This window comes from Paenibacillus sp. UASWS1643, from assembly GCF_008693195.1.
Taxonomy (GTDB): domain Bacteria; phylum Bacillota; class Bacilli; order Paenibacillales; family Paenibacillaceae; genus Paenibacillus; species Paenibacillus amylolyticus_B.
Genome location: NZ_VXKZ01000106.1, coordinates 1 through 18,533 on the forward strand (window position 1 = coordinate 1; position 18,533 = coordinate 18,533).

Sequence of the window (18,533 nt, forward strand, 5' to 3'; positions counted from 1 at the left end):
ACTTCGTCGCTGGCCAGATGATAGGTTAGATCTGTGTTGGCATCGGGTTGGGCATTGCTTCTGGACATCGATTCAAAGTCGGCAGGTGCATTTTCAGCAATATTGCGGAACTCCACTTGGTAATCTCCTTCGTCTACCCATACAGGCAGATAAAAGGTGGTATCGAGCACGTCCACCGGAATATCGATCCATGTACTACGCGGGTAAAACTGTGTCCGGTCGGCACTGTACACGTCAAACGGAAACCGCACCTGTTTGATTCGATAATATTTGGCATAATCCCGATCCCCATATCCCGGATACGAGTTGACATCCAAATGCTGTCCGCTCGTGGGGATACGGACTGTGAACGGCCGCTCCAAAATAAGGGCAGACCGAGCCATATTCGGTATTGTTTTCTGATTATGAGGCTGATCGTCTGAAACAAGAGAATAGTTCACGACTGGAGTATGAACAGTGACTGTGTTAATCCCGTAGATTTGGTATTCCAGTTCTTCTTCTTCAGCATCAATACTTCCATCGGCTAATATGTAATTAATATGCCCTTTGCTGGTTGTATCCTTCTTGTTAGTCTTTTCGATCGGGATGTAGTTATACGGGCTGTACAGTACGTCCTTCCCAATTTGCACCGGCGCTGGGATCTGTCCAGGCTGCGACCCCTCCTTGGCTGTGCGCTGCTTGTTCATGACCGTTTGACCCTTGAACACCAGTGAGTCGTTCTCAACTTGTACATCTGGAACAGCAGCTTCGGCCACTGCTTGTAGATTTTCCTCATCCATGGATGGTCTGCTTGTTCCTCCGTCCTTCGTTCGAGATGGTCCAGGAACGATACCCGGATCTGGAGCAGGGTAAATATCACCGGTAGTGTCGGCCGTAAAGTCTGGTGGCGTATAGCCTTCAGGCGTGATCATGATTTGTTCACCGCTAAACGCGTAGTTCACCAGCCTAGCTTCCATGATGTTGTATACTCCCAGTTCAGCAATTGTCCAGTACGAGTAAGGACGAATGACAGTGTACACCGGTGTCCGCTTATCTGGTTCGGATCTAGGAATGTCATACACCGTAGTTGTTCCTCCACCTGGCAAAGAGACCGTTCTACCATCCTTCCAGGTTAAGGTCCAATTTTGCAAGACGCTCACCTTATATTCGCATGTGCCTGTCATCTGTACGAATTTGTTCTGGAACAAATAATCTCGGCTGAAGACATTACCGTACAGGCTCTCCGATGTCGGAATACCCTTCAGGACATCGAACATCTCACTTCCGCGCTGATCGGCTTTGATCATGGCTGTGACGACTGGATCCATATACCTTCCTTCCATAACTTGCCCAGGTTCTGGTCTAGTGCATGTAGAACCAGTTGGTTCTTCTTCACCACCCTCACCAACTGTTATCATCACACTTTCCCAAATATAATATGGTTCTCCATTTTCATATGGCTTCCATAACGCTGTGATTGTAGCAGTTCCTTCCCCATGAGCGGTTACTACACCGTTTCGATCAACTGTGGCCACATTTTGACTATTTGTTTTCCATTCTGTCTGAGACCTTCTTGAAACATCCGTCCAACCAGATTCACTTCCCTTATAGTCAATAGTCCTGATTTCAGCTGAAAGCTGTTTAGTTTCGTTTTTCTCCATCGTGGCACTAGAGCTCACTTGAATCTGCTTTTCTTCATAGACGTGTCCTAAGTAAAATATCTCCATCGGTGTCTCATAATCTAACTGCCATTTTTTTAACCCATCAGGTCTAGTAGCATATGGATGTCCATCCGATGCTTCTTTAGGATATCCAGTTTCTACTGTTATTTTCGCTTTAGTGCCTCCTACGGTAAATACAGGCTTCGTTCCTGCTTCAAAAGTGTAAGAAACCGCTGGAACATATTTCATATCAGATATCCCCAGGTCATCAATAAAGTTTCTATTAAAAGGGTTCTCGGCTGTATCACTTAATGAATCTGGCGAATATCTCAAAACATCTATCGTGTCTGTGAATGCTTTTAATAAAGGAAATCCTCTTTTGTCTACTCCTGTACCTACCCAGTGAGTTCCCGTATCAACGCGGCTACTGGGTTGCTCACCAGTAGCCTGCCAATTTTCATAGTCACCTTGAGTCCATACAATCTTAGGCCGAGGTTTATCCTTCCCTTGAACTTTAACTTTTAGTTTTTGCCTGCCTTTAGATTTACCATTTGAATCTGTTGGAACCAGTTTTTCAATGTCAGTTGTAGGATACGGATTAGCTGGATCAGTACCAAAATCGGCATATGCTTGAAATGGAGATACTAAAAAGAATAATAGATAAGGTAGTTAACCATTTTGTTATTTTCATTGATACCGCCTGTTCTTAATTATTGTAGAGAGACAAAGCAGAACCATCGTCCATATAATACATACCAACTAACCCTTTTCGATCTACGTAAATATTTTCTTTGATCCACAATTTCACTCCTGAACTAGTACTATACTTTGCAAAGAACTGTTCTGAGTTATAGGCTGGCAGCGTCAGGTAACCATATTTTTCAGGTAGTGAAGAAGGTGTAATTCTTTGTCCGCTCAATGCAGTTCTCAATCCAGTCCTAATATGATCAGAGCTAAATTTTTTTGCTTTAGGATAGATTGTGATTTCATGGAATACGGGAATAACATTAGTGTACTCTTTGTAGAAATCTTTATTTTCTTCCGAAATAAAGAACGGAGCATAAACGCTCTTTTTGTTAGTCCAATTAGTAGTATTAACATAGATAGTTCGATGCAAGACTACTTTACCCGCACCATTTTTTAATGTTTTTGTTTTCCCAGAAATTACTGCATATGTTTTATCATTTGCTGTTGAAAAAGGTGTCACTTGACTCAAATTAGACTTAGTTGCCCCAACGGCTCTTATCTCATTCAGATCAGAAAATGAAGAAGCCTTTTTACCTTCCATATTTGCGATTCTCAGCAATATTACAGAAGCTTCTGCGCGAGTGGTTGTTTTGGTCATCCCGAATGAGTTATCTGGATATCCAGTCATCACTCCTGTTCCGATAACCACTGAAATGAATGGAGCTTTAGCTTCTGAAATTCCTGGAGAGAATGATTCCTTAACTGGTACAAGCGTTGTTTTAGTATCTTCCAATGCTTTTTTGAAGTCAGTGTCGGCGGTTGCTAATCCGGAACTAATCCACTTAGCCATTTCTTCGCGGGTAATAGGAGTATTTGGTTTAAAACCATTTGGATAGTCTGCAGGATTTATGAATCCCAGAGAAACTGCACGATCAACTTCCTTTTTGCTCCAATGATTGGATAAATCATTAAATACATTGGATATGTCGACGTTGGGATCTGCTTTAGACACACGTGCAAGCAACGAAGCAAATTCAGAACGTGTAACTGAAGCGGATGGTTTGAATGTCCCGTTGCTATATCCTTTGAAGTATCCTTTCGATACCGCTGAATCAATGGATGTTTTAGCCCAGTGATTGCTTGGAACGTCTTTAAACGATGCAGCTGCTTGTATGGACGCCCCCCCCATTATTGTTGTTACAGCGGTAAGTGCGGCAATAAGAGTAACTAAGATTTTTTTCATGAATTGTGTTCTCCCCTCATTTTTCATTTTCTTTCAATGTTTTCCCTTTACTTGAATGGATTGATGATGGCCACAGCGTACTCATCCAAATCACCATCTCTCAAGAGAATATAATCTGCTGAAGAAAGTTTGAACTTCGTGTAATCATAATTCTCTACGAATTTTCCATTTTGAAAAAGATCCAAGCTACTTACTACTGGATAGTTATTCATTCCTGTTTTATCACCATTATTTATAAAAGCCGCATCTAGCACCGAACGCCCCTTTGCGAAACTATTTTTCACTAGGAACGTTATGGGATTTCCTCTGACACTACTTCTAATCTGTACCACATCGCCGCTACGTCCAGGACCTTTTACCAAATTAATTCTGTACACCACTTGACTATTCCCTAGTTGAATCGGTGAATCACTTTCTTTGATAATCTTCACGCCAGGGTAAGTTTCTTTCTCCAAATTTTAAAAATATTCCGTGCTTTGTGTATATGCTTTAAAATCACTTAACTTGGTTAACTTAACGCCTTGTCATCTGTACTCCGGAAGTCTTTGTTACCGATCCATACCCAACGACCGATCTTATCCCACTCAACCTTTTGGCCAAGACCTTCACTCACCAGACGCAGGGGAACAAAGGTCCGGTTTTGCTCCAGAATGATTTGCGTCTCGCCTAACCAATTATTCCATGGATTTTCTTGTGATACATTAGACGCATGAGACATATCTTGTTCTCCTCTGCGGGGGGTGGTTTGTGGTACTTCTATTTTACGCAGAGAGTCAGGTTTGTCTTTATTCACATTTCATGGAACTGATTTTGAGCAAGTACAGAATATTATTATTTTCACGTGGTATGTATTGTGCAAGCACTCTCCAATAAGACAAAAGACGCAAATATATCAATACTATCTTGAGTTTTAGGACTCATCTGATATCAATTCTTCAATAAGTAAAAACTTGTCCTTCTATTCACCAATCTTTTTAAGATCTAAAGGAATACCAGTTCCTGTAACTTCCAAATCACGGTAATCCAAACTTATTTTAATCTTATCTTCTTCTTTACCTACAATATATCCGTATAGCACCACTCTAGTTGTAATATAAGAAGCCATAACTTGTGAGTCGACAAATTCAACCTCCACACCATAATTATCTATAAAGTACTTCTCGCCGATAACCGTAGCTTTTTCAACAATTTGTTTATCAGTCAAGTAATTCTTAACAACTAAAAAACAAATAAACATAACTACTATAGATATAAAAATCAACAGGACTTTAGAATTAATTTTAATAAGAATCCCCCTTTGATTCTATTAGGAATAATATGTATTACTTTAACAATAACTATATTGGAAAATAAATACAGAAATTTCTTAAATGATGAGCTTTTATATGCCAGGTCTAAAGACATCATATGTCGGAATTAGGGCTCCTTGTCCAAAAAGTTAGTCCGATTCAAACATCCAGTCTGGTCCAGTTACATAATTAACTTCATAAGTATTATAATTAATCGCAATAGAAAATGTCTCGTTTACATCGTGCTCCACATATCCATACAATACCACCTTCGAATCTATATAACCTGGAAAAACCTGAGAATCTGTAAATTTAACGGTAACATTATACTTACTTTTAAAATATTCAATTGCTATGGGAGTAGCCTTTTTGACAATATTATTATTTTTCACCTGGTATGTAATTGCACATCCACTCACTAATAAGACTAAAGACACAAATATTATCAATACCATCTTTATTTTAGGACTCACTTCCTACGTTACCCCCTTGAAAAATACATTATTTTCAATTAATATCTTCTACTATAATGTATTAAATGAAAGGAGAAATATAGATATTGTTCATTTCAGATGAGACTTACCATAGAATTTCCAGTGTCGCTTATGACAGGGAACTGAAAAAAGAGAATGCAAAAATTGACGACGACTGGTCTCGTGCTAGCTTGCCTAATTCTACTCTCAACGATACAAACAGTTCAGGGTTTGATGCAGTAGTGTACTATAACGAAAAAGAAAATCAAGTAGTTATTGGATATAGAGGAACTGAACCTGATCTATCATGGGGTAAAGTCCCAGACATTGCAACGGATGGCATTGATGTTGTCGGGGGACGGTACAAGACCCTTAGAAAGACTGTCGAAAACAACCCTGACATTCTGTCAGAATCATCACCAAAATATCATGCAACAAAAAGCAATTATGAGAACAATCAGTTCTATCAAGCTGAGAAGCTATATCGTGAAGTGAAAGAGGCTTATCCTACTGCGGAAATTTCTACAACCGGTCACTCATTGGGTGGAGCACTTGCGCAATATACAGCTATACATAACAACCTGTCATCTACTACATATAATCCAGCCAGCATTCGAGCAGTTGTATCCGATGATATCCTAAAGAAAATAGATGCCGGAGAATATGACAAGAAAAACACAGCTTATGTCAACCCAGGAGATGGTGTTGGAGCAGGTTTTTCCAATACATCGACGCGGCATGCAGCCAATACAATCATGATTAATAAGACGTACGAGGAAGCGAATAGACCCAAAATCGTTATACCTTTAATAACCAAATCAACTGATACTTCTTCCGGTTTTTTTACACCGTTTTGGAGAATATGACTTTTGTTTCAACTACGCTTCCATCTGGTACGCAAAACATGGGAGTCAAACTTTTCAATTCTTTCGGTGGGGAAAAGGCCCACGGTCTTGAGAACTTCGAGTTTGACAAGAATGGCTTTATTACAAATACACTTTATACACGAGATGGTGAAGTGATTGGTGGAAATCCAAGGTACACGGAATACATAAATACCCTGCTTGCCAATGAAAAAATGAAGGATACCGTAAATAAATTAATTGAAAAGTATGGTGCCAACCTAGGACCTCTTGGACAAATGGCTGCTGCCGGTGCTGGGGTTACCATCCAACTCTCACTAGAGAATCTTCAAAGAGCCGGACAAAAAATGCAGCAGCATGTAAATGAATTTCAATCTAGCCTTCCCACAGCAACCAATGCCATTCTCAGACTTATTGAGTCCAGCGATAGCCGCTCTCTTGAACCTATTGTGGATCGGTTAACAAGTGATTTGCACAAATTTAGCCGCTGGTATGAAGAAGAAGCAAATGTTATTGCAGAGTATATTAATCAAAAAGCGGAAGATTTCAGACAAGCCGACGAGGGTTAAAAAAGGAGCGACGAAGCCTATGTCACGGAGCATTGTTGTAGAATTAGTGGATCTGATGAATGCCGAGAAGGAAATCAATGATTTAATGGATATGCTTGAAGCTAACAAACGTCATGTAAGATCCATTGATGAGAGTATTGGAGATTGGAAAGGTAAATCTGCGGAAGAATTGCGAAGAAAGATGGATCGTTTCCAGAACATTTTAGGAGAATGGATTGCAGATTTTAAGCAGCAACAGATTGAGCTTGTGAAGTATACATATCGTATGGAGCGTGCAGATCGAGGCAATTAGGATAACGCTCAACTGATGAATGAGATCTGAAAAAGGAGGCTTCTTATCATGAATATGGTAAGGAGCCTCCTTCACTATAGATTTCATTTAAACGAAATACGACTGGACGGATGCTCAGGTAAAATGGACGATACCAACTGCTGCACAGCAGGATGATCCGACTGCATGACCGAATCCCCGGCATCACCGCTATAGACCAGCTTCCCCTGATCCATTACGGTAATACGGTCACAGATGGTCATGGCGGCCCGAATATCATGCGTGATAAAGAGGTACGACAACCCGTAGGACGCTCTTAACTCCGTCAGTAAGGATAAGATTTGTGTCTGGTGCACCATATCCAGGCTGCTAATCGATTCGTCCAGTACGATTAACTTGGGCTTGAGCGCGATAGCTCGTGCGATGTTGACCCGCTGTAATTGGCCACCGCTGAACTGGTGCGGAAGCTTGCTCCCATCCTCTGGTGTAAGTCCAACCTGCTCAAGCAGTTGTCCAACCACACGAAGTTGTTCTTTTGCCGACAAACGCTCGTAATTATCCAGCGGCTCACCGATGATCTGCGCGGCAGTCATAAGCGGATTCACAGCCGAATAACAGTCCTGGAACACGACTTGCAGATCACGTCGTAATTCCTTAAGCAGGGGTTTGCTGGATCGATAGATATCCTGACCTTGAAATAAAACTTGACCCTGTCTGGGCTTCTCCAGACCAAGAATGATTTTGCCCAAGGTACTTTTACCTGCTCCGCTCGTACCCAGCAGTCCCAGACAGACACCTTTCTCAATCGTAAGTGAAATGTCTGCCAGCACAGGAGGACGCGCCCCCGAACGATCCAGCCAATTGCGTTTGCCATAGCTATGGCTTACTTCACGTACCTGAAGCATCAGGTCATCCTCCTCTCTTGTACTTGGCAGAAGCAATCTCCGAAGAAGACGAAATTGCACATCACCATGTCCATTCCACCCCTACCCTACCCAATCAAAATACAGTTCATACCCGCTCTACACATACACTCACTGAACGATTCAACTCACCTGTAATTGCTATCGTCCCAAAGACATACTGGGTCTAGCATTTAACAACATCCGGGTATACTCATGCTGCGGCTGATCGAACAGTTGATACACATCGGCCTGCTCCACAATTCGACCCTTCTGCATAACCGCGACTTCATCTGCCATTTGCGAGATCACGCCCAGATCGTGGGAGATGAGCAAGATGGATGTGCCGTATTCGGTACGTAGCCGATCCAATTCCTGAAGCACCTTCAACTGATTCACAACATCCAGTGCCGTCGTTGGTTCATCAGCAATAACCAAAGCCGGTCGCAGGCACATCGATATGGCGATCATCACCCGCTGCAACATACCGCCACTCAGTTGGAAGGGATATCGCTTCATCAGTTTAGCTGGTTCGGGTAAGTTCATATCTGCCAAGGCAGCCATGGCCCGCTCCCGGGCAGCTGCTTTGGACATTCCCGTATGCGTACGCAAAGTTTCAATGAATTGAGATCCAATTGTATATACGGGTGTAAAAGCATTCATCGGATTCTGCATAACAAATCCGATGTCCTTGCCTCGGATGCGCCGCATCTCCTCACCTGACAACGAGCCAAGCTCCCGTCCATTCAGCCGGATGCTGCCCGACACTTCCATCCTGCGCGGATCAAGCAGATGGAGCAAGGCGTTACACGTAACGGTCTTGCCGCTGCCACTTTCACCGACCAGACCAAAGACACGACCCTTTTTCAATTCGAAATCAATGGGCGCAAGTAACGGGACTGAACCCTCCGCTGTTCTAAGATTCACTTGCAGACCACGAACTTCGAGTACCTTCGCTGCATCATCCATCGTTACGTTCACCTCCATATGCCTCCGAATTACTACCTTTTTGCAATGCCATAACGCTCGGATAACGCTTCACCCAAGATGTTGAACGTAATGACTACCAGTAGAATCAATGCCCCCGGGTAGATCATTAACTCCGGATGACTGCGAATATAACCTGTTCCTTCATGAATCATGGCGCCCCATTCTGCATTCGGTGGTTGAATACCGAGTCCGAGGAAGGACAACGCAGATATATCCATAATCGCCCAGCCCATCTCCAGCGTGCCCATTACAACAATGGGACGCTGCACGTTAGGAATGATATGTTTGCGAATAATCGTCCACGAAGAAGATCCGCTAATCCGCGCCGCCGCGATAAAATTCCGTTCCTTCAGACTTACGACCATGTTCCGACAGATGCGTGCATAATACACCCACTGTACCATCATGAGCGCTAGAAGAACCTGCATCAGACCTGGACCAAAAATCCCCACAATACCGAGCACCAGAACCAGATTCGGAAACGCCATAATGCCTTCACACAAGCGCATCAGCAGACTGTCCACCCAGCCACCAAGATAACCGGAGATTGAACCTACAATGACACCTATGAGCAAAGAAGACAGAAAGATCAAAGTAGCAAATCCAAGCGACACCCGCGCGCCATACATCAGCCTGGTGAGATTGTCGCGTCCCAGATGATCCGTTCCCAGCCAATGCTCAAGCGATGGACTCGCCAGCTTCTGCACCAGATTCACCTTCACCGGGTCATGAGGAGCAATCCACGGAGCCAGTATCGCAATCACGAAGAAGAGCAATATGATCACCGAGCAGATCTGGATGGCTCTCTGTCCTTTAAATACCGAACGCCATTTGTTTATCAATGTTCTGCCCGTCCTTTCGCTGAAATCCGTGGGTCCATAACGAGCTGCACCAGATCAACGAGCAGATTGCATACGATGAACAGGCATGCCGCCAGGAAGACATAACATTGAATCACGGGAATATCCCGGTTAAATATCGCATCTACAAAGTATCGTCCGAACCCAGGCCAGGAAAACACTTGCTCCACAATAATGGTTCCTGTCAGCAGCTTGCCCATGCTCATCCCCATCCCCGTAATGAGGGGCGATATAGCGATCTTCAGGACATGCTTGAGCATAATGACTCGTTCGCGAATTCCACGTGTTCTCGCGTACTGTACATATGTCTCCTGCAATTGCTCCAGTACACTGGAACGCAACAATCGGGTGTAGACCGCAATAAGAATCAAGGAGAGTGTAATCGTAGGCAAAACCAGATTCTCCCACGATCCACGCCCCTCCACAGGCAGCCAGTCCAGCTTCACTGAGAAAAAGAAGATAAGCAGATAACCTAGCCAGAATTGCGGAATAGATGCTCCAATATAGGAAATGGCCCGGCTGACCATGTCAATCCAGCTATTCTTGTACACTGCGGCCAGTATTCCCAAAGGAATACTCACCAAAGCCGATAACAACATACTCCAGAAGGCTAGTTCAGCTGTAGCCGGAAGCCTTAATTTCACTTCATCCCATACGGGTTTGTTGGTGAGGTAAGAGGTGCCGAAGTCGAGCTTGGCAATCTTCTGAATCGTATGCGCATATTGGGTTAACAAGGGCTGATCCAGCCCGAATTCATGCCGCTTTTGCGCAAGCAACTCCGGTGTTGGATAGATATGAGCCGCTGTCAGATAAGCCTCGGCCGGATCAACAGGTGAAATATGAATAAGCGCAAAGGTAACAAGTGTAGCGATAAAAACGATAGGAATGATCGCGATCATTCGTTTACCGATATAACTGATCACCAAACGTTCCTCCCTTTCATCAAGCTACATGGCCTTACCAAGGGCCATCCACTTCCCTAATTAAAGTTATTACTATTTATTGATTGCCTAGTTCAATGCCCACAAATGGATTTTCGTCACGGTTCGCCGGGAAAATAAAGTTGGAGATTTTCTTCTGATATACAGCTGTTTTCTTAATATAAGAGATCGGTACGATCGCCGATTGCTCCTGAAGTGTCTTCAGGATGGAGCCATATAACTCCTGGCGTTTCGTCTCGTCTGTAGATGACAGGGCTGCATGCACCTGATCGTCCAGTTCTTTTTTCATCGGCAACGCACTCAAGGTCTCGGAAATCCCGAATCCAGGGCTTGCCACAACGTTAATGAAGGAATGGGGATCATACGGAGCGCCATAGTTATACCAGAAATACAGGTCGAAATCATTGGCTTTCAGACGTTTGATCTGTACCGTCAGTTCCAGTCCCGTGAGGTTTACTTTAACCCCCAGCTCGCTCCACTCAGCCTGAATGGTCTCGGCCATCGCTTTCTGAATCGGGTCCGTTTTGTCAAAAATCATCTCGAAATCAAGCTGCTGTCCGTCTTTTTCACGAACCGTCCCACCAGCCGGCAGCTTCCAGCCTGCTTCATCCAGTAATGCTTTGGATTTCTCCACGTCATACGTGATCGGTTCCAAGTCTACATTGGTGTAAGGATAGTTTTTGGACAATACGGTACCGGCTGGTTCTTCCAATCCGGAAGTGACACCCTCAACCATCGCCTGTTTGTTAAACCCTTGCTGGAGCGCCATCCGCACTCTGACATCGGATAACTTTGGATTGGAAGAGTTCAGCAGCAGACTGCGTGTGCCCACCGGATCAGACAATTGGGTCACATATTCATCGTTGTCACGAAGCTGTTGGAATGCATCCAGACTGATCACACCTTCCCCGTAGATCAGGTCGAGATCACCCTTTTCAAAAGCAAGGACACGGGTCTCCCCATCAGGAATGATCTTAACCGTAATCTGATCTACCTTCGGTGCTGTTCCCCAATAGTTCGGGTTACGCTTGAAGACGGCATATTCGTCCTGCTTGTACTCAGCCAGCATCCACGGGCCAGTACCCACCGGCTCTTTGATGCCTTGGGACGTATCTCCGTCATCCGGGAATCCGGCTTCACCCAGGAAGCGGAAAGGACGAACTACAGACAAATCCTGCAAGATCGGATAATACGGCTCTGTGAGTGTCAGTCGGAAAGTCTGATCGTCCACAACCTCCCTCTTGTCGAGCACGCCTACAATGCCCAGCCAGCTATGTGTATCTTTATTTTTCATAACAGCATCAAAATTCTTTTTCACAATCTCAGCATTAAATGGCGTACCATCAGAGAATTTCACACCTTGGCGAAGCTTGAATGTATATACTTTGCCGTCATCGGAGATAGTCCATGATTCTGCCAGGGCAGGTTCCAGTTTTCCGTCCTTCTGGTAACTGATCAGCGGCTCATAGAGCATGGATTGGGCAAATAATTGCGAAGGATTGTACGTATGCGGATTCATTGTACCGATATCACGTGGCCATGACATCGTAATCGACTTCGTTGATGTTTGATCCGAAGCAGCAGATGAGGATTTATCTGCACTTCCTGTATTGCTGCAGCCCACGATAACCAATAGCAACAAGAGCATAGTTGCCAGTGTGAGTGCCGAAGATTTGCGATGTTGTACAGACATGGATGTTGAACCCCTTTTCTCTATTTCATGATAATGATTCTCATATTCATCCATTAAGAATAGGCAGGAGTCCTCCTTTTGTCAATAAAATTCGACATGGTATGTGTTGTTACTAAAATAGCCAAAGAACCTTTCCTGTGGGAGGAAAGGCTTCTTGATCTGGATGTGAATTACAACTGGAAAAATGAGCTCCACCATAATCTGCTATTCCTTGCTCACAGCATGGAAATCACGAAAGTACATATAGAGATATATCACTAAGATTCATCTCACATACACCTTCTTGTTTCTCGTTTAAACTTCTGCAGTGATGCCTTCATAGAACCGACGAATAATATTCTCCGCAGGCTTACCATATACCCCGTATCCGTCGTCAATCAGTGCATCCCTCTCCGCGTGCAGATGTGCGCTCCAATCCCATAGACCGAATCCGCGCACCCAGTCACGCTGACTGACATGCCGGAACATGGCCTCATAGAAACGCTCCTGTTCCTCAGCACTCACTTCGCCTTCCAGTCCCCAATCGTTCGGTACCTGGGCTGATCCACTGCGGCTGGGACAGCCTGCTTCCGCGAAGAAAAAGGGTTTGCCATATGGAGCAATCACCTGTTCAATACGATCCAGCTGTGCCTCCCAATCTCCGATGGGATAATAGCCACTGGAAGAGATCACGTCCACAGCATCCCACCATTTCACATGACCTTCCTGATATTTGTCCGTGTTGTATGACACCAGTCCCGTGTACACATCACGCACACCGGCGATCACCTCTCGCCACTCTTGATCCCGACGCTCGGATTGCACCATCTCACAGCCTACAATGAACATCTCACACTTTTCCTGCTCTGCGATCGCTGCATAATGCTTCTGAAATGCCGTGTAGCTGCGGAACCAATCCTTCCACTTCGGCTCACACGGCACATCAATATCAAAAAAGTTAATATGTGCACGCCATGTGCCATCGGTGCAGTTGACGGTTGGTTTCAGAATGACACGCAGCCCGAGTGTACGGGCATAACGAATCATGTCGACCAGTTCATCATCCTCGACCAGATGTTCACCCCGATACTTGACCTCTACCGCCTGCGGATGATCCTGCTGTGCCGCCAGTGCAAAAATAACATGCGAACTGCCTGTACGTTCAGCCATCAGGCGCAAGGACTCCCTCGCTTCCGGCTTGCGGAAGTCTCCCCTGCCACTCATCCAGCCAAATGTAAATCCTTTGATGTACTCCATGTGCATTACTCCCCTGTGTTCCATTCACTTCATTTAAAAAACAGTCGAATATATACACTTCCACTACGATTGCAGTACCATCTTCCGATCGCCGTTATCCCCAGATTTCCGTTAATCCCTTTATAAGGGAGGAATCCGGGGATAAATGCGACCACTTCGCTTCTTCAGATTGGTTCTGCACTTTCACTTCAATTACAGCTTGCCTTCCTCGTGGTCTCCGGCAATAACTTCATCCGTCTCGATCACATAGTTCACGATCTCTTCGATGGTGGTGTAAGCCACGCCCACATACGTGTCGGCAGCGCCATAATAGATGGCGATACGTCCGGTATCAGCATCATGCAATGTTGCACACGGGAAAATGACGTTATCAACGAAGCCTTGTTCTTCATACCATTTTTCTGGTGTCAGCACGAAGTTGGAGGAACGATATTTTACTTTGGATGGCTCATCCAGATCCAGAATGACCGCACCCATGCTATATACCAATCCGTTACAGGTCCCCGTGACGCCGTGGTAGAACATCAGCCAGCCTTCGGACGTTTCGATCGGAGCAGGACCGCCGCCAATTTTGACCGATTGCCACCAGCCCTGGCCGCCTTTGCTCATCACATGACGGTGCTTGCCCCAGTACACGAGATCCGGGCTTTCGCTCAGGAAAATATCCCCGAATGGCGTATGTCCACTGTCACTTGGTCTGGACAACATTACATAGTTATCGTTGATTTTGCGCGGGAACAACACGCCATTCCGGTTAAACGGCAACATTGGATTTTCGAGGCGGACAAATGTTTTGAAGTCATCTGTTTTGGCCAGGCCCAGTGCTGCACCGTAGAAGTCTGTACACCAGATGATGTAATACGTGTCTTCGACTTTGACCAAACGTGGATCGTACGCATAGTTCGGCATAAACGGATCGCCATTCTCATCTACAAATGCAATGCGCTCTTCTTCAATCGTCCACTCCAAACCGTCCTCACTCGCCCCCATGTGAAGGTGCGGACGGCCATTAACGGTTTCAGCACGGAATACCCCAATGAATTTCCCTTCATACGGTACAACGGCACTGTTAAAAATGCGGGCAACGCCTTTAACTGGATTACGTGGGACCACCGGATTCGCCGAGTGTCTCCATACCGGGCCTTCCGTTCCCTCCGGTTTGGCTTCCCACGGCATATTCGGCAAAGCGTCCCCAACAATGTGTACATTTTTCGTTTCAGAAACTGACATTTTCATTTCTCCCTTCGGTTAGGCTTTATGAAATGAATACTTAAAATTGCACCAGACCACTTTGATGACAGAACAACCTTCCGATCGCCGTTATCTCCAGATTTTTTTGATCCCTTATAAAAGGGGAAAATCCGGTTATAGCGTATGCTTACGAAGTGAGCTTTCTTTCAGAAAGCTTTTAGCGAACACTCCGTTTCTCCAGCTTTTTTCTGTCCTCTTCGTTCCTGTGCATTCTCAATATGCATTTCATATAGCCTCTCGTTTTTTATTTAACTGAGCCTTGCGCGAAGCCATTGTAGATGTACTTCTGTAACAACAGGAAGATGATCATAGTTGGTATAATGGCGATCATGATGCCGGCGCTGATGACTTCCCACTGCGATCCAAACGGTCCCTTGAATTTGAACAAGGCAGTGGATATGACCTGCAGATCGGTCTTCGGCATGTACAGGAACGGTGTGTAGAAGTCGTTATAGATGTTCACACCCTTCACAATAATGACCGTTACAATGGCCGGTTTCAGCAGTGGCAGAATGATTTTCCAGTAGATCGTGAAGTACGACGCGCCGTCCAGCATGGCGGATTCATCCAATGCACTGGAGATAGAGCCAAGGAACTGCAGGAAAATATAAACCGCGATGATATCTGTACCCAGATACATCACGATGGCCGCCCAGCGTGTGTTGAACAGGTCGAGGGCGTTGATGATCTGGAATGTGGCGACCTGTGTTGTAACACTTGGAATCAGGGTAGCGAGAAGGAATGCCGCGACCATGATTTTCTTGCCTTTGAATTTGAACCGATCCAGCACATACGCAATCATGGAGCCCGTTAAGGTCGCTCCTATAATAGAGATGACCAGGATAATAATTGTATTTTTGAAACCAACCAGCATGTTGCCATCCACAAAAGCCTTTGTATAGTTCGCAAAGTTCAGCCAGTTGGCTGGCGGGGCAAGCGGGCTGCTGGTCGCGTATTCCGCATTCGTTTTGAAAGATGCAAACAGGATAACCACGATGGGTAACAGTGCGATAAACGCCGCAAGCACCAGGGAAGCATATTTAACCACGCTCGCAAGGGTGTATTTGAGTTGTGTCACGTTTATTCCTCCCCTTTCATGGTGACGCGCTGCACGAGCGTAACAAGAATAACGATCAAGAGCAGCACCACAGCCATGGCGGATGCCAGTCCCAGCTTGCCATATTTAAACGCCAAATGAACCGTCTGGATTACAAATGTCATACTGCCGTTGGAACCATCGGTCATGATATATGGAATATCGAACGCACTAATTGCGCCGCTAATCGCCAAGATCAGGTTGAGCTGCAGGATGCGTGTAATGCTTGGCAGGATGATGTGGCGGAATTGCTGCCAGCGATTGGCACCATCAATATCGGATGCTTCATACACATCCTTCGGAATGGAGGAGATTGCACCCAGGAAAATGATAAAGTTGAAGCCCATGTATCTCCATACCGATGCGCCTGCAAGCGACACATTGATAATATTCGGATTACCGAGCCAGAGCTGCGTATATTGTCCAAGCCCTACAGCATGCATGAGCATATCGAGTGTGCCGTCCGGTTTGAAGAAAAAGAGGAAGATAAAACCGATGGCTACCCCATTCAGCAAATAAGGGAAAAACAATATGCCTTTGAAGAAGTTTTTGCCTCGGACTTTGAAACTCAGAATCGTGGCAAAGTAAAGCGCCAAGCCCATCTGTAAGAACGTAGCCACGAAGTAGTACAAGCTGACAATAAATACTTTGAAGTATTCCGGATCACTGAATATGCGCGTATAGTTCTCAAACCCAACATAATCAAACCTTTTGCTGTATCCGTTCCAATCGGTGAAACTGTATTTGAACATGTTGATGACAGGTAAGTATGCAAACGTGAACAGCAACGCCAGCGGAATAATTGAGAAGGCACAGATGATAAATATGCGTTGCGCTGAGTAACCCCAATTCGAAACCTTTAAGTACTTCATGCTCTCCACACCTCCAAGCGGTTGACCCGCCTATATATCGAAAGACTCCCGCCCAATGGAATCCTGGTGGAACACTGCCGGGGGAAGAGCATGGGTATTATGCTTTCAAATACCACATACTCCATGCTCCATTCATATATGGATTCCTATATCCCCGCAGTTCATTCATCACCTGATCCACTTACGTTAATCCCATTATTTCGTGAGTTCTGCTCGTGCTTTTACCCACTTGTCATTCAGGTCCTTCATGATGTCGTCATATGATTCCTTGCGGTTACCAATACCTGCCTCGATAATGCGTTTCTTGAAGTCAGGCTGCCAGAGACCGATTTCGCCTTCGTTATCAATCTTGTCAACGAGACCTTCCTGACCTTCTTTGGCAGGGGTAAGTGTGGAGAATTTAACGTCTTTATACTGATCCAAAATCGGTGGCAATTCAGCGTTTTTGTCGGCATCCATACCGCCGCCTTGTTCAACCGCGTAGTTTGATTTCGCCAGGAACCAGTCAATCCAGGCTTTGGCGGCCGGTTTGTTCTCGCTGTTCACGTTCATGCCGATGTTATAGTCGGCGGAGAGCGGAACCACAACCTCACTTGCATTGGTTGGGAAAGGTAAGAAACCAATGTCGTCCGGGGTATCCGTCATGCCTTGGATCTGTGTGATCGCCCAAGAGCCCAGTGCCATCGTAGCAATTTTGCCTTTGGCGAGATCCGCTTTGGAGCTTTCCCAGTCGGTTGTCGTTGGATCTTTCTCGATTAGCCCGTTCTTGGCTGCATCATAGAGCACTTTATATAGTTCATAGTGCGGCTGACCAGGCACAAAGTTTTCATCTGTATTCGGTTGATCCACGTTCACGTAGTCCACGCTGCCTGCAACCGTTGGCAGGTCCGATTCCCATTGGGTGAGAGCCCAGCCGGATGCATAGTTGGTGTAGAGCGGAACAGCATCTGTATTGTCTTTGACCAGTTGAAGCGCAGCCTGGAATTGCTCCGGTGTTTTTGGAACTTCCATAATGCCTGCGTCTTTGAAGACCTGTTTGTTATAAATGATTCCAGAGAACGTAATTACGGTAGGGATACCGTAGACCTGACCATCCACCATGCGTTCTTCAATGGCGGTGTATTTGTCTTTCAACTCATCGTACGTGCCGAGTGGCTCGAAAAAGTCTGGGATATCCGCGATCGGGACACTGGTCGGAATCATCAGTACATCACCATAATCCTTGGTGCTCATACGGATCTTCACTTGTCCTTCGTAGTCGGCCAGTGCCTGGAAATTTACTTTCACATCGGGATATTCCTTGTTGAATTCTGCTGCGTAGTCTTTGAACACGGTATCCACAATATCTGTCCGTTGCGTCAGAACGGTTATTTCACCTTTGATATCTGCCGGATCTGTACTGATCTCCTCCCCTGCCTGCGAAGATCCACCTCCGGATGAACATGCAGCAAGTAGCGAAGTGATGAGCAGCATCGTCAGCAACATCATCCAACCTTTGTTTTTTCTCAATTGTTTCGACCCCTCTCTTAAGTTAATTAAGTTATCGTTAAGGTTACAAAATGAATTCTATTATGGTAACGCTTACCTGTCAATTCATTTATTTATAACCTAACAATAAAAATTGCGAGGTAATTCGTTGACATCTGTTTTTCAGAGC

At 45.1% G+C, this 18,533-nt stretch carries 19 protein-coding genes; 3 read left to right on the plus strand and 16 right to left on the minus strand.

The features are described from left to right. The 6 genes from FE296_RS12510 to FE296_RS12535 form a co-directional block, all read right to left on the minus strand. On the minus strand, positions 1-1,889 hold a 1,889-nt coding region (locus FE296_RS12510; protein ID WP_190945177.1), incomplete at its 3' end, for a DUF5704 domain-containing protein. A gap of 457 nt (positions 1,890-2,346) precedes the next feature. Then, a complete protein-coding gene (locus FE296_RS12515; RefSeq protein WP_190945179.1) occupies positions 2,347-3,570 on the minus strand; it encodes an S-layer homology domain-containing protein in 1,224 nt (407 codons plus the stop codon). Positions 3,571-3,617: 47 nt separating this feature from the next. Beyond that, positions 3,618-4,001: a hypothetical protein gene (locus FE296_RS12520; protein WP_190945181.1), complete on the minus strand. Its 384-nt coding sequence runs from the start codon at positions 3,999-4,001 to the stop codon at positions 3,618-3,620. Between the two features lie 77 nt (positions 4,002-4,078). Then, positions 4,079-4,288: a stalk domain-containing protein gene (locus FE296_RS12525; protein ID WP_150365108.1), complete on the minus strand. Its 210-nt coding sequence runs from the start codon at positions 4,286-4,288 to the stop codon at positions 4,079-4,081. 240 nt (positions 4,289-4,528) lie between these two features. After that, positions 4,529-4,774, minus strand: coding sequence for a hypothetical protein (locus tag FE296_RS12530; RefSeq protein WP_150365109.1), 246 nt, complete (start codon positions 4,772-4,774; stop codon positions 4,529-4,531). Between the two features lie 234 nt (positions 4,775-5,008). Continuing rightward, a complete protein-coding gene (locus FE296_RS12535; RefSeq protein ID WP_150365110.1) occupies positions 5,009-5,332 on the minus strand; it encodes a hypothetical protein in 324 nt (107 codons plus the stop codon). Between the two features lie 86 nt (positions 5,333-5,418). Here FE296_RS12535 and FE296_RS12540 point away from each other — a divergent pair, with 86 nt between their 5' ends. Genes FE296_RS12540 through FE296_RS12550 form a run of 3 tightly spaced genes read left to right on the plus strand, consistent with a single transcriptional unit; the run spans position 5,419 to position 7,056 of the window. Then, positions 5,419-6,198, plus strand: coding sequence for a Tle-like phospholipase domain-containing protein (locus FE296_RS12540; RefSeq protein ID WP_190945183.1), 780 nt, complete (start codon positions 5,419-5,421; stop codon positions 6,196-6,198). Further along, a complete protein-coding gene (locus FE296_RS12545) occupies positions 6,195-6,764 on the plus strand; it encodes a hypothetical protein (protein WP_150365112.1) in 570 nt (189 codons plus the stop codon). Before FE296_RS12540 ends, FE296_RS12545 begins: the two co-directional genes overlap by 4 nt. Before the next feature lie 19 nt (positions 6,765-6,783). After that, positions 6,784-7,056, plus strand: coding sequence for a hypothetical protein (locus FE296_RS12550; RefSeq protein WP_076212169.1), 273 nt, complete (start codon positions 6,784-6,786; stop codon positions 7,054-7,056). An 83-nt stretch (positions 7,057-7,139) separates the two neighbouring features. On the opposite strand, the gene nikE is transcribed toward FE296_RS12550, so the two are convergent. The 10 genes from nikE to FE296_RS12600 all read right to left on the minus strand — a co-directional run bounded on the left by nikE (position 7,140) and on the right by FE296_RS12600 (position 18,385). After that, positions 7,140-7,940, minus strand: a complete 801-nt coding sequence (gene nikE, locus FE296_RS12555) for a nickel import ATP-binding protein NikE (protein ID WP_150365113.1) — start codon at positions 7,938-7,940, stop codon at positions 7,140-7,142. Between the two features lie 159 nt (positions 7,941-8,099). Next, a complete protein-coding gene (locus FE296_RS12560) occupies positions 8,100-8,906 on the minus strand; it encodes an ABC transporter ATP-binding protein (protein WP_150365213.1) in 807 nt (268 codons plus the stop codon). 32 nt (positions 8,907-8,938) lie between these two features. Then, entirely contained in the window at positions 8,939-9,769 is an 831-nt protein-coding gene (gene nikC / locus FE296_RS12565; protein ID WP_124116722.1) for a nickel ABC transporter permease subunit NikC, read from the minus strand. Next, on the minus strand, positions 9,766-10,710 hold the full coding sequence (gene nikB / locus FE296_RS12570) for a nickel ABC transporter permease subunit NikB (RefSeq protein ID WP_124116723.1): 945 nt from the start codon (positions 10,708-10,710) through the stop codon (positions 9,766-9,768). Before nikB ends, nikC begins: the two co-directional genes overlap by 4 nt. A 76-nt stretch (positions 10,711-10,786) precedes the next feature. Beyond that, entirely contained in the window at positions 10,787-12,421 is a 1,635-nt protein-coding gene (gene nikA / locus FE296_RS12575) for a nickel ABC transporter substrate-binding protein (RefSeq protein WP_150365114.1), read from the minus strand. A gap of 294 nt (positions 12,422-12,715) precedes the next feature. Beyond that, on the minus strand, positions 12,716-13,657 hold the full coding sequence (locus tag FE296_RS12580; protein ID WP_150365115.1) for a glycoside hydrolase family 113: 942 nt from the start codon (positions 13,655-13,657) through the stop codon (positions 12,716-12,718). A gap of 192 nt (positions 13,658-13,849) precedes the next feature. Further along, entirely contained in the window at positions 13,850-14,887 is a 1,038-nt protein-coding gene (locus tag FE296_RS12585; protein WP_190945186.1) for a glycoside hydrolase family 130 protein, read from the minus strand. A 265-nt stretch (positions 14,888-15,152) separates the two neighbouring features. Then, the gene (locus FE296_RS12590; RefSeq protein ID WP_150365116.1) at positions 15,153-15,986 is read right to left on the minus strand and encodes a carbohydrate ABC transporter permease; all 834 of its coding nucleotides are present in this window, start codon (positions 15,984-15,986) and stop codon (positions 15,153-15,155) included. A gap of 2 nt (positions 15,987-15,988) precedes the next feature. After that, positions 15,989-16,876, minus strand: a complete 888-nt coding sequence (locus FE296_RS12595) for a carbohydrate ABC transporter permease (protein WP_074092704.1) — start codon at positions 16,874-16,876, stop codon at positions 15,989-15,991. 195 nt (positions 16,877-17,071) lie between these two features. Continuing rightward, positions 17,072-18,385 carry an ABC transporter substrate-binding protein gene (locus FE296_RS12600; protein ID WP_100528225.1) on the minus strand — a complete coding sequence of 438 codons (1,314 nt, stop codon included), beginning with the start codon at positions 18,383-18,385 and terminating at the stop codon, positions 17,072-17,074. Positions 18,386-18,533 lie beyond the last annotated feature (148 nt).